Below are 12,462 nucleotides of genomic sequence, written 5' to 3'. Positions count from 1 at the left end.
AATGTTGTCCTTTTTTAAGCAGTTTAAGTTTTTCTGGATTTTCTTTCTTATTCTGTCACTCGTAATAGTTTCCATTTTTTATTCGATTTTGAAGCCGAAGAAAGTGCTACCTATATACCAGCCCTCACGCGTCAATTCGGAAATGGTGGATAGTACCATACAGCATGTCAGCAAATATCACACCATAGCAGATTTTAAACTCATCAACCAGAATGGCGAAACCGTTACACAAAACAACTACAAAAACAAAATTTATGTAGCTGACTTTTTCTTTACCACTTGCCAAACTATATGCCCAATTATGACCGATCACATGGTATTGATTCAAAGTAAAATTGCCAAGGATGATGATGTGATGCTTTTATCGCACTCCGTGACACCAGAAATCGACAGTGTAGCACAATTAAAACGATATGCTTTAGAAAAAGGCGTCAATGATGCTAAATGGAACTTGGTAACAGGTGACAAGAAGCAAATTTATAACCTTGCCAGAAAGAGTTATTTAGCGGTTAAAACAGACGGAACAGGCGATGCCTATGACATGATCCATACTGAAAATTTTATGTTGATTGACAAAAAAAGGCAAATACGAGGTTATTATGACGGTACCAAGCCGGAAGATATAGAGCGCTTACTTGAGGATATCGCTACCCTTAAGAAAGAAGACTGAACAGACTTTTCTCCTTACGATTTTTTTACACTGAATATTTGCATTACTTTTGCTTCTTTAAAATCAATCTAAATAAGCTTGCAGACTACATTAGACCAGATTAAACGTGGGCAAAGAGGCATCATTACTGATGTTTCCTCCATCCATATTCCATTAAAGCTACTGGAAATGGGATGTTTGCCTGGTAATTTTGTAGAACTTGTTCAAGTTGCTCCGTTTGCGGATCCGATGTATCTTAATATCAGTGGAACACATTTGGCGATTAGAAAAGAGACCGCTATTCATATTTTAATTGAGGTTATTTTATGAGCAAGCAAATCAACGTGGCCCTCATCGGGAATCCTAACACGGGAAAAACCTCCGTATTTAACTCTTTAACTGGCTTAAACCAAAAAGTTGGCAATTATCCTGGCATTACCGTAGAGAAAAAAGAAGGTATCTGCAAATTGCCTCGTGGCGTGAAAGCCCATATCATAGATTTACCAGGCACTTATAGCTTAAACGCTTCATCACTGGATGAAAACGTAGTCATTGAATTGCTGTTGAACAAAAACGACAAGGATTTTCCTGATGTGGCTGTAGTCATTAGTGATGTTGAGCATTTAAAGCGGAACCTTTTATTATTTACACAAATCAAGGATCTTGAGATCCCTACTATATTAGTCATCAATATGTCGGACAGGATGACTCGAAAGGGTATTACTCTTGATATTGAATTGCTAGAAGAGCGGCTCAAAACAAAAATAGCCTTGGTCAGTACCCGAAAGAACCTTGGCATTGACGATCTTAAAGAACTCATCGCAAACTTCAAAGAATTATCTGTTGAACCATGCATGAATGCTTCCGAAATTGATAAGGATTATTTTGATGGTCTTCGAAAAGCCTTTCCAAATCAGTTGCTGTACAAGCTTTGGCTGGTTATTACTCAAGATGTGAATTTTGGTAAAACAGACCGTAACGAAATAGACTCTGTGGCTGATTTTAAAACCAAATCAAAAAGTGATCTAAAACGCCTGCAGCAAAGAGAAACCATTAAAAGATATCAGTTTATAAATGATACCTTAAAAATAGGTCAAAAGATTGATTTGAAATCAGCAAAAGACTTACGCATTCGATTCGATCGCATTTTGACTCATAAAGTTTGGGGATACGCCATCTTTTTCGTTATACTTTTGACAATTTTTCAAGCTATTTATGATTGGTCAAGTGTTCCGATGGATTTTATTGACAGTTGCTTTGCCTTTTTGAGCGAATGGACTAAAAACGTGCTTCCCGCAGGTGCTTTTACAAACTTACTTGCAGAAGGTATTATCCCTGGACTTGGCGGTATCGTAATTTTCATCCCGCAAATTGCCTTTTTGTTTTTATTTATTTCAGTTCTTGAAGAAAGTGGCTATATGAGTCGTGTTGTGTTTTTGATGGATCGGATTATGAGACGTTTTGGATTGAGTGGCAAAAGTGTTGTGCCTCTTATTTCTGGAACGGCTTGCGCCATTCCTGCAATCATGGCTACACGGAACATAGAAAGTTGGAAAGAACGTTTAATCACTATTTTAGTTACACCCTTTACCACGTGCTCTGCAAGGCTTCCTGTGTATCTCATCATCATCTCGTTGGTTATTCCCGAAAAACGCTTTTTCGGATTGAATTACCAAGCATTGACATTGATGCTGCTTTACCTCATCGGATTTGCTGCCGCTATTGGTTCTGCATACATTCTCAACAAAATACTAAACATAAAAAGTAGAACATTTTTTGTGATCGAAATGCCCAACTATAAATGGCCGTTATTTAAAAATGTTGCTTTGACAGTCATAGAAAAAACAAAGTCATTTGTTTTGGGTGCGGGAAAAATCATTTTGGCTATTTCCATTATTCTGTGGTTTTTGGCTAGTTATGGGCCAGGTGACAATTTCAACAATGCTGAATCTATTGTTACCGAACAGTATGCGTCTCAAAACCTAAACGAGGATGAGTTGCAGCAACATATTGCTTCTTATAAGCTTGAACATTCGTTTATCGGTATTACAGGACGTGCCATAGAACCAGCGATCAGTCCATTGGGTTATGACTGGAAAATAGGCATTGCCATCGTCAGTTCATTTGCTGCGAGAGAAGTTTTTGTGGGCACTCTTGCTACTATTTACAGCGTGGGAAGTGATGATGAAGATACAATCAAAAATCGGATGGCAGGTGAAGTCAATCCAATCCTAGGCGGACCTTTATTTAATTTTGCATCTGGAATTTCATTGTTGCTTTTTTATGCTTTCGCTATGCAGTGTATGAGCACCTTGGCGATTGTGAAACGTGAAACCAATTCGTGGAAATGGCCAATTTGGCAGCTTGTGATTATGAGTTCTTTTGCTTATCTTATTGCATTGATTGCCTACCAATTTTTGAAATAACGGAGAAATGAACACTATTCTACAAAATATTTTGGTTTTTACTGCGCTTGTCTTGGCCGTGAGTTTTTTAGTAAAAAAATTCTTCTTCAAAAAAGTGAAAGCTGACAAAGGCTGCGGCACTGGCAGCGATTGCGGTTGCCATTAAATCCAAAACTAAGACAATTTATGAATCTGTGCTTGACAACACAGATTTTTTTAGCTACATTTGAAAATATTTTAAGTATACTTAAATTTAATTTAAAGCATAGGTAAATGTCTGTAGCTACTGAAAACTTTATAAAGGCTATTTACAATAATGATCTTCACGACCACAATGACACCAAGCCAGGAAATATTGCTAAAAAATTAGGAATTTCCAATGCTGCAGCCACTGATATGGCCAAGAAACTTGCATCAAAGGATCTGCTTTTTTATGAAAAATATCAAGCCTTACAGTTAACAGAAAAAGGTACAAAAATGGCCATCAATGTCGTGAGGAAACATCGCCTCTGGGAAGCATTTCTATTTAAAACCTTTGACATGAGCCTGCATGAGATTCATCGCGAAGCTGAATTATTGGAACATGAAACCTCTGATTTTTTAGCAAACAAAATCAGCGAGTATTTGGGCAATCCGAAATTTGATCCACATGGTGATCCTATTCCTAATGAGAATGGAATAATCACTACTGAAGACTCGTCCATTTCATTGTCAGAATCTATGGAAGGAAAGACGTATAACATCTCAAGATTGATGAGTGACGACAAGGAGTTTTTTGATTTTTGCGCACAAAATGGATTAAAATATGGTAATGCTGTTATGGTCATTAAACAATTTTCTAAAAATAGAATGACGCAGATCTCCATTAATAACAACACTATACTTCTGAATGAAGACTTTTCAAATATAATTTATGTCAATGAAATTTAACAACGTTATATGCTCTGCTATTTTGGGATTCTTTTCTACGATGATGCTGTCACAAGAAGACAACACTCTTGGTGCATTAATAACAGACCGACCAGATGCCACAGAATCTCCCACGGCGATGCCCAAAGGCTTTTTGCAAGTTGAAACAGGCTCCTTTTACGAGACTTTTGAAGACAATTCAATTAAGACAGAATCCTACACCTACAATACTACCTTGCTTCGCTACGGTTTGCTCAAAAATCTAGAATTACGTGTCGGTTGGGATTTCGTTGAAGGCAAAACCAAGGTGGATGGAACTACTTTAGATGATGTGACCAGTGGCTTCAGTCCTCTTTTATTGGGTTTCAAAACCACTATAGTCGAAGAACAAGGATGTATGCCAGAAATAGGCTTCCTAGGTCATTTATTCCTTCCATTTACCGCTGGAACCGATTACAAACCAGAGACGACAGGCGTCGATTTTCGATTTTCGTTTGCTCATACCTTGTCTGAAAATTCAAGTCTATCCTACAATCTTGGAGCCGCTTGGGGTGACGACTCTTCCGAAGCATCTTATATCTACACACTCGCTTACGGGCACAGCCTTACAGAAAAGTTGGGCATTTACGGAGAATTATATGGCGACTTTCCTGAAAACAGTAAAGCCAACCATCTTTGGGATGCAGGTTTTACCTATTTGGTCAACAATAATTTACAATTGGATGCCACTGTGGGAACCAGTATCACAAAAGGACAAGATTTGCTCTTGAGTGCAGGTTTAAGCTTTAGAATTCCATCAAAAAATAACTAATTATGAAAAACATCCTTTATATACTATTCATCTGTTCCGTTTTTCTTGGCTGTAAAAAAGAGTCCAACAGCAACGGCAAACTGAATATAGTCACAACGACAACGATGATTACCGATTTGGTCAAAAACATTGGTGGCGACCATATCAACGTCAAAGGTTTAATGGGAAGTGGCGTGGACCCTCATCTCTACAAAGCGAGTGAAGGCGATGTGACCAAATTGGTCGAAGCCGATATCATTTTTTATAACGGTTTACATCTCGAAGGGAAGCTTGTTGAAGTCTTTGAAAAAATGGAGCGTAGCGGAAAAACACCTATTGCATTGGCGGAAGAATTGGACAAATCTACCTTAATAGGTTCAGATTATTTTGCTTCCAATTATGACCCTCACGTTTGGTTCAACATCGATTATTTCAAAACGTTCGCAAAAAAAGTGACGGCAGTTCTTTCGGAAAAAGATCCAACAAATGCTACCAATTATGCTGATAACGAAGCTGCCTATTTATCAAAATTAGATGCGCTTCAAACAACCATTAATAGCACCATCCAAACACTCCCAAAAGATAAGCGAATATTGGTAACGGCACACGATGCCTTCAACTATTTTGGGAAAAATTATGGTTTTGAGGTTGTTGGTTTGCAAGGGCTTTCGACTGCGACGGAAGCTGGTGTGCAGGATGTTCAGAAATTAGCCGCTTTTATTATTGAGAAACAAGTCAATGCCATTTTTGTGGAAAGTTCGGTGCCGAAACGCACCATCGAGGCTCTGCAAGCTGCTGTCGAATCCAAAGGTCACGAGGTTGCCATTGGCGGAACCTTATATTCTGATGCCCTTGGAACGGCTGGTACGACAGAAGGCACTTATATTGGGATGTTTGAGTATAATGTCAATACGATTGTAAACGCATTGAAGTAGCTTGAAGGTTGGGGTTTGAAGCACGAAGACCTTCACACTTAAAATATAAAAGATGAAAGAGGTTCAAAATAAAAATTTAGGTGAAAAAAATGGAACACCTGCCTCCGCAGGAGTTTTGGCAGTTAAAGTAGATGATTTGACTGTTGCCTACAACTACAAACCTGTCCTTTGGGATATCGATTTGGAAATTCCGGAAGGTGTTTTGATGGCGATTGTAGGGCCTAATGGTGCAGGAAAATCCACCTTAATCAAAGCCATATTGGGAATTTTAAAACCCATAGCTGGAAGCGTGAGAATTTATGGAAAACCCTATGATTCACAACGCTCGCTTGTTGCCTATGTGCCTCAAAAAGGAAGCGTCGATTGGGATTTTCCCACCACTGCGCTCGATGTTGTGATGATGGGAACTTATGGCAATTTGGGTTGGATTAAACGTCCAGGTCAAAACGAAAAAAAGGCTGCACTGGAAGCATTGGAGAAAGTTGGTATGCTCCCCTTTAAAAATCGTCAAATCAGCCAGCTTTCGGGTGGGCAACAGCAGCGTATTTTTTTGGCGAGGGCATTGGTACAGGATGCATCCATCTATTTTATGGATGAACCTTTTCAAGGTGTTGATGCCACAACAGAAATTGCCATTATCAATATTTTAAAAGAATTGCGAAAGGCTGGCAAAACAGTGATTGTGGTACATCACGATTTACAAACAGTTCCGGAATATTTTGATTGGGTCACTTTTTTAAATGTGAAAAAAATTGCCACTGGTCCCGTAAAGGATATTTTTAATGATGATAATCTGACGAAAACGTATGGAATTAATTATAAGGTGAGTATTCAAGAGTAATTAGTGGTTAGTGGTTAGTGGTTAGTGGTTAGTGGTTAGTGGTTAGTGGTTAGTGGTTAGTGGTTAGTAAAAAAATGAATAATGGAAACGTACAAATTTAAATTTGAAGACCTAAAGGTTTACAACAAAGCGTTGGATTTTGTTGATTTAACCTATAGAGTTTGTGAAAACTTTCCAAACAGTGAACGCTTTACGCTTGCATCTCAATTCATACGAGCATCAATATCTATTGCACTTAATATAGCAGAAGGCTCATCGGATACTGATAAGCAATTCAATCGTTTTCTTCAGATGGCTTTAGATTCTGTAAATGAATGTGTAGTTTGTTCAACAATTTCCTTGAGACAAAACTACATAACTGCTGATAAAAATATTGAAATAAGACAAAAATTGGTCGAACTTTCAAAAATGATTACGAGTCTGCAAAAGCACTTAAAACAGAAATCATCTAACCTCTAACCTCTATTGACTATCGACTTTCTAGACTACATACAACTTGTTTTCAACGACTACACGTTACGCACCATCACTCTTGGGACGGCTATTTTGGGTGCTGTGACAGGTATGTTGGGTAGTTTTGCGGTGTTGAGAAAGCAAAGTCTTTTGGGCGATGCTATTTCTCACGCGGCACTTCCTGGAATTGCCATTGCTTTTCTAATTACGGGAGCCAAAGACACCAACACACTGTTGATAGGTGCCTTGATTAGCGGATTGATTGGAACATTCTGGATTCGAGGTATCATCACCAAAACCCATTTAAAATCTGATACGGCTTTGGGATTGATTTTATCGCTCTTTTTTGGTTTTGGAATGTTATTGCTCACATTCATTCAAAAACAGCCAAATGCCAATCAAGCTGGCTTGGACAAGTATTTATTCGGACAGGCTGCCACTTTGGTTGAAAGTGACGTATGGCTTATGGCCATCGTGACTGGATTGTGTTTAATTGTTTTATTGTTGTTTTGGAAAGAATTCAAGCTATTATTATTTGATAAAGACTATGCCAAAACATTAGGTTTTAACATCAAAACCATTGATGTCTTGATTACCAGTTTTATTGTATTGGCGATTGTTTTGGGACTTCAGACTGTAGGCGTTGTGTTAATGAGTGCAATGCTTTTGGCACCTGCAGCGGCTGCAAGACAATGGACCAACAGTTTGAGCAGAATGGTGTTTTTAGCAGCACTTTTTGGAGCTTTTTCAGGTGTTTTTGGAACTGCTATCAGTGCCAGCCAAAACAATCTTTCAACTGGTCCAGTTATAGTGATCGTGGCGTCAGTTTTCGTTATTGTATCCTTCATTTTTTCACCAAGTAGAGGGTTGTTGTTTCGTCAAATTCGGTTTATTGCAAATCGAAGGGATTTAGAACAGAAGAAAACATTGGCATTTATGTATCATATTGCCAAAACACACGATAGCATTTCGCATCCGCATACCATCAAAATATTGAACAATTTTCAAGGGTTTACTCGCAAGACGCTTCAAAAATTGGTCGATAAGGATTACGTCACAATTGATGGGACAATGTGGAGTTTGACACAAAAGGGTTTTGACACCGCGTCCAATTTATTTAATCAACAAAACAAAGACGATGAGTAGCGCACAAATTGAAATACAGCTCATTGCTTGCTTGGTAGCAGTTGCTTGCGCCATTCCCGGAACATTTTTAGTTCTTCGGAAAATGGCAATGATTAGTGATGCCATCAGCCATTCCATCTTACCGGGAATCGTCATCGGGTTTTTTATCACGCAAGACCTCAACTCACCGTTATTGATTCTGTTGGCTGCCATCACAGGTGTCATTACAGTGACATTAGTGGAGTATGTTCAAAAAACAGGACTGGTTAAGGAAGATACAGCCATCGGATTGGTATTTCCTTTATTGTTCAGTATCGGTGTGATTCTGATTGCCAAGAACGCGAATGATGTGCATTTGGATGTAGATGCCGTGTTGCTCGGCGAACTTGCCTTTGCTCCTTTTGACCGTTTGTTTATTGGCGGGACAGATGTTGGCCCTAAATCACTTTGGATTATCGGAATTATCCTAATCGTTACAATCGCCTTATTGATTGCCTTTTTCAAAGAATTAAAAATAAGCACTTTTGATGCAGGCTTGTCGGCGTCGCTGGGTTTTTCACCTATGCTGATTCATTATGGTTTGATGACCGTATCTTCTGTGACTACAGTGGGTGCCTTTGATGCTGTTGGAGCGATTTTGGTTGTTGCCTTAATGATTGCACCTGCCGCAGCAGCTTATCTGTTGACAACCGATTTAAAGAAACTCTTGGCGCTCGCCATCCTTTTCGGAATCTTTAGTGCCCTATCAGGCTATTGGTTTGCGCATTGGCTCGATGCCTCCATTGCTGGCTCCATTACTACCATGTTGGGTGTTCTGTTCTTGATGGTGTATCTCTTTGCTCCGAGCAAAGGACTCATTGCGGTGATGTATAGAGAAAAACAACAGCGCATTGAGGTTTTGTTATTAACATTCCTCCTGCATTTAAAAAACCACGATGAAGAGCGAGAGCGCCACGTCAATCACCTCAACGAACACATCAATTGGCAGAAAATCCGTAGCAAAACCGTATTGGATTTGGCACTAAAAAATAATATGGTTTCCATAGACAACAACATCGTGTCGCTTACCGAAAAAGGTGATGAGTTTACTTCAAAAGCCATCAATTACATCATTACCAATGAAGATGCACAGATTGAAGATATGAAAGATGATTTCTTTTTGTTTAGGGGATAATTAATCGGTCTTAATAAGCGTCATCCCTTTTATCCAAAAAATTTCAGATGCAAAAAACCTTAAAGACGTTTTAATATCCCTATCAGATTTGTCTCGTGGAGACTTTCTATCAAACCTCGCTTGAGTTCCAGTCAAATCCAATTGATACTTCTCGTCTAAATCAGAACTTTTAGTTTTAAAAATAATCACATTTTTTTCTACTGTCCAAGTGCCTTTACCATAAAAATTCTTCTCTTTTGGCAATCCTTGTTCGTGTTTTTCATAGCTATGAAACACAAATGTTCCATCAGAATTGAGGGTCAGTGTTCTTTGTAAAGTTGCATTTGTTGCGTCAACTTTGAGTTGATAGGTGCCTTCAATTGACAGTTGGCTATAAACTGCAACTTGAACTAGGAAAATAGCTAAAAAGGTAAGTGTGTTTTTCATAATTGATTGGCTTTATTTATTACCATCAATTTTTATGCCTTACTTATAACTTAAAACCCTCTCTCTTTCTGCAACTTTTCATAAGCTTCCTGTACCTGTCGGAATTTTTCCTCGGCACCCTTCCGATGTTCTTCACCTAAATGAATGACTTTGTCTGGGTGATATTTCTTTGCCATTTTGCGATAAGCAGCCTTTATGTCATCGACCGTGGCGTCTTTTGTGATTTCTAAAATCTTATAGGCATTATCTGTACTGTTATAGAACATTGCCTTGATGCTTTCAAAATCGCGCGAACTGATGCCCAAATACCCTGCGATGGTAAAAATTTGGGTGACTTCATTGTCCGTCACCATACCATCTGCTTTGGCTATACCAAAAAGGAAATGCAATAACTGCAAACGGGATGGATGGTCCATCATTTGATGAATTTGAATGCATACCTGCCGAACAGGAATCTCTTGTTGATTGATGCCTTTGAACAATTTAAAAGCGTGGTTGGCACGTTCTTTTCCGTACATACTCACGAAATGCTGTCTCACATAATCCAATTCTCGTTGGTCTTGAATGCCATCAGCTTTAATAACAACTGAAGCCAAAATCAATAGACTCACTTCAAAATCACCAGGTTTTGTTTGTGGTTTTGGCTGTTGCTGTTGCGTGCGTGTCTGGCGTTTATAAGTCGGTTCTCTTTTTCTTTTGGTATCCCAATCTTTGAGCAATGGCGTTCCGTTATCTGAAAAGGAATCTACAATGCTTCCCAATACCAACCCAATAATGGCTCCGATAGGACCTCCAAATGACCAACCAAGCGAAGCTCCAATCCATTTTGAAAAACTCATTTAAGTATAGATTTTAGTTATCGTCAAATATACTATTTGTTAGTAGAATAGTCTGATAGTTTGTTACACAATTGGTATCTTTGCACATAGAATTATTCATCATAAAAATTTAAATATATGTATCCAGCAGAATTAGTAAAACCAATGCGAGAGGATTTGACCAAAGTTGGTTTTGAAGAATTATATACAGCAGCAGATGTTGAATCAGCATTAGCAAAAGATGGTACCACCTTGGTCGTTGTGAACTCTGTTTGCGGTTGTGCCGCAGCCAATGCCAGACCAGGAGCGCGTATGAGTTTGCAAAACGCAAAACGTCCAGACCACATTGTCACTGTTTTTGCAGGCGTGGACAAAGAGGCGGTTGATGCTGCAAGAGCTCATATGGTTCCATTTCCTCCGAGCTCACCAAGTATGGCTTTGTTCAAAGATGGAGAATTGGTGCATATGCTCGAGCGCCATCATATTGAAGGTCGTCCTGCAGAAATGATTGCCGAAAACTTGACGGATGCTTATAACGAATACTGTTAAGCATTTTATCATTTCATAACTGATAGAATATAAAACCACGAAAAATTCGTGGTTTTTTTGTGGTTTTACGCAACCTTTTTTGCAAATTAGCATCTTTAGATAAAAAGGCTATATGAAATGAGCCATCATCCCTCACCTGCGGGAAAACCCATTGAGATGATCCGTGGCGAATTGCATCTGACCATTGAAAAAAAATAAATCTAAACAGATGAAAAGAACGACATTGATTTTAGGCTTTGCTTCATTGTTTATACTACTTACAGCTATGAAGTGTGATAAGGATGATACTGCTGATTATTGTGAGAACACGAAGCTAGAATTATTGGAATTTAAAACCAGCATAGAATCTTTGGCAAACACTTCTGTTTGTGGCGGCGGATTTGAATGTCGTTACATTTCCTTTGGAAGCAAGCCTTGCGGTGGACCTTGGGATTTTTTAATCTATTCAACATCTATTGATACACTGACCTTACAATCGCTTGTGGCTGAATACAATCAGATGGAAGCCAATTACAATCTCAACTGCAATATGGCTTCTGATTGTTCCACTCCTCAACCACCAGTTGGTTTTGAATGTGAAAACAATCAATGTATTCCTGTTTATTAGTGATAATTTAAAAATGCTTTTTGCTAATTTTGCCTTATGCAAAAAGTATTGGCTTACCCATTAACGGTTTTATATTTTATTTTTTTCGGATTGACGCTTGTCATTTTTCATCCGATACAATGGTTTAGCCTGAATGTTTTCGGGTATCAAGCACACAAAATCACAGTCGATTGGTTACAGTTTTGGTTGATGCGTTGCCTGAACGTTTTGGGCACTCGTTTCACTTTTACCAATCCTTATAAAATTGATACCGACCAACCGCTTATCATTGTCGCAAATCATCAAAGTATGTACGACATCTCGCCTATTATGTGGTATATGCGAAAACACCATCCAAAGTTTATTGCAAAAAAAGAGTTGGGCAAAGGCATTCCAAGCGTTTCCTATAATTTGAGGCACGGAGGTTCTGCCTTGATTGATAGAAAAAACCCAAGGCAGTCATTACCTGCCATTATTAAATTTGCAGAATATATAGAAGAGAATAAACGAGCTGCCGTTATTTTTCCTGAAGGCACTCGAAGCAAAACTGGCATTCCTAAACCATTTCAAACCAAAGGTTTGGAATTATTGATTAAAAAAATACCCTCTGCAACGATTGTTCCCATCAGTATCAACAATTCTTGGAAAATGTTGAGATATGGAAAATTTCCTATGGGAATCGGAAATCATCTGACGTTTACCGTGCATCAACCTATCAAAATCGCTACCTTTGCTAATAAGGAAGACTTGATTCCATTGGTTGAAAAGGTCATTTCTTCAAATATTCACCCGTAAAATAGCA

The 12,462-nt window shown here is 38.6% G+C and carries 16 protein-coding genes; 14 read left to right on the top strand and 2 right to left on the bottom strand.

What is annotated here, in order from left to right; translation table 11 throughout:
* Window position 1: 1 nt before the first annotated feature.
* From M0G43_RS03460 to M0G43_RS03410, 11 genes are all read left to right on the top strand, one after another.
* Complete coding sequence (locus M0G43_RS03460) at window positions 2–670, top strand: SCO family protein (RefSeq protein ID WP_248023525.1); 669 nt, start codon at window positions 2–4, stop codon at window positions 668–670.
* 78 nt (window positions 671–748) lie between these two features.
* Complete coding sequence (locus M0G43_RS03455; protein WP_248023524.1) at window positions 749–979, top strand: ferrous iron transport protein A; 231 nt, start codon at window positions 749–751, stop codon at window positions 977–979.
* A complete protein-coding gene (gene feoB / locus M0G43_RS03450; protein WP_248023523.1) occupies window positions 976–3,075 on the top strand; it encodes a ferrous iron transport protein B in 2,100 nt (699 codons plus the stop codon). The genes M0G43_RS03455 and feoB overlap by 4 nt, the downstream gene beginning before the upstream one ends.
* Before the next feature lie 7 nt (window positions 3,076–3,082).
* Window positions 3,083–3,220, top strand: coding sequence for a FeoB-associated Cys-rich membrane protein (locus tag M0G43_RS03445; protein ID WP_248023522.1), 138 nt, complete (start codon window positions 3,083–3,085; stop codon window positions 3,218–3,220).
* A gap of 107 nt (window positions 3,221–3,327) precedes the next feature.
* Complete coding sequence (locus M0G43_RS03440) at window positions 3,328–3,984, top strand: metal-dependent transcriptional regulator (protein ID WP_248023521.1); 657 nt, start codon at window positions 3,328–3,330, stop codon at window positions 3,982–3,984.
* Window positions 3,974–4,774 carry a transporter gene (locus M0G43_RS03435; RefSeq protein WP_248023520.1) on the top strand — a complete coding sequence of 267 codons (801 nt, stop codon included), beginning with the start codon at window positions 3,974–3,976 and terminating at the stop codon, window positions 4,772–4,774. Before M0G43_RS03440 ends, M0G43_RS03435 begins: the two co-directional genes overlap by 11 nt.
* 2 nt (window positions 4,775–4,776) lie before the next feature.
* Entirely contained in the window at window positions 4,777–5,688 is a 912-nt protein-coding gene (locus tag M0G43_RS03430) for a metal ABC transporter solute-binding protein, Zn/Mn family (protein ID WP_248023519.1), read from the top strand.
* A 52-nt stretch (window positions 5,689–5,740) separates the two neighbouring features.
* Window positions 5,741–6,529, top strand: coding sequence for a metal ABC transporter ATP-binding protein (locus M0G43_RS03425; RefSeq protein WP_248023518.1), 789 nt, complete (start codon window positions 5,741–5,743; stop codon window positions 6,527–6,529).
* A gap of 81 nt (window positions 6,530–6,610) precedes the next feature.
* Window positions 6,611–6,988 (top strand): four helix bundle protein, encoded by a 378-nt coding sequence (locus M0G43_RS03420; protein WP_248023517.1) that lies wholly within the window; start codon window positions 6,611–6,613, stop codon window positions 6,986–6,988.
* Window positions 6,989–7,000: 12 nt separating this feature from the next.
* Window positions 7,001–8,128: a metal ABC transporter permease gene (locus tag M0G43_RS03415; RefSeq protein ID WP_248023802.1), complete on the top strand. Its 1,128-nt coding sequence runs from the start codon at window positions 7,001–7,003 to the stop codon at window positions 8,126–8,128.
* Window positions 8,121–9,281 (top strand): metal ABC transporter permease, encoded by a 1,161-nt coding sequence (locus M0G43_RS03410; RefSeq protein ID WP_248023516.1) that lies wholly within the window; start codon window positions 8,121–8,123, stop codon window positions 9,279–9,281. Before M0G43_RS03415 ends, M0G43_RS03410 begins: the two co-directional genes overlap by 8 nt.
* Here M0G43_RS03410 and M0G43_RS03405 read toward each other — a convergent pair whose 3' ends face one another.
* Together M0G43_RS03405 and M0G43_RS03400 are read right to left on the bottom strand one after the other, a co-directional pair.
* The gene (locus M0G43_RS03405) at window positions 9,282–9,707 is read right to left on the bottom strand and encodes a copper resistance protein NlpE N-terminal domain-containing protein (protein ID WP_248023515.1); all 426 of its coding nucleotides are present in this window, start codon (window positions 9,705–9,707) and stop codon (window positions 9,282–9,284) included. It lies immediately after the preceding gene.
* Between the two features lie 50 nt (window positions 9,708–9,757).
* Complete coding sequence (locus M0G43_RS03400) at window positions 9,758–10,546, bottom strand: TerB family tellurite resistance protein (protein ID WP_248023514.1); 789 nt, start codon at window positions 10,544–10,546, stop codon at window positions 9,758–9,760.
* A gap of 117 nt (window positions 10,547–10,663) precedes the next feature.
* Here M0G43_RS03400 and M0G43_RS03395 point away from each other — a divergent pair, with 117 nt between their 5' ends.
* From M0G43_RS03395 to M0G43_RS03385, 3 genes are all read left to right on the top strand, one after another.
* On the top strand, window positions 10,664–11,074 hold the full coding sequence (locus M0G43_RS03395; RefSeq protein ID WP_248023513.1) for a BrxA/BrxB family bacilliredoxin: 411 nt from the start codon (window positions 10,664–10,666) through the stop codon (window positions 11,072–11,074).
* A gap of 208 nt (window positions 11,075–11,282) precedes the next feature.
* On the top strand, window positions 11,283–11,681 hold the full coding sequence (locus tag M0G43_RS03390; protein ID WP_248023512.1) for a hypothetical protein: 399 nt from the start codon (window positions 11,283–11,285) through the stop codon (window positions 11,679–11,681).
* 36 nt (window positions 11,682–11,717) lie between these two features.
* Window positions 11,718–12,455 (top strand): lysophospholipid acyltransferase family protein, encoded by a 738-nt coding sequence (locus M0G43_RS03385; protein ID WP_248023511.1) that lies wholly within the window; start codon window positions 11,718–11,720, stop codon window positions 12,453–12,455.
* Window positions 12,456–12,462 lie beyond the last annotated feature (7 nt).

The organism is Subsaxibacter sp. CAU 1640 (assembly GCF_023156585.1).
Lineage (GTDB): Bacteria > Bacteroidota > Bacteroidia > Flavobacteriales > Flavobacteriaceae > JBPOFM01.
This window is presented reverse-complemented; position numbering and strand designations above follow the sequence as displayed.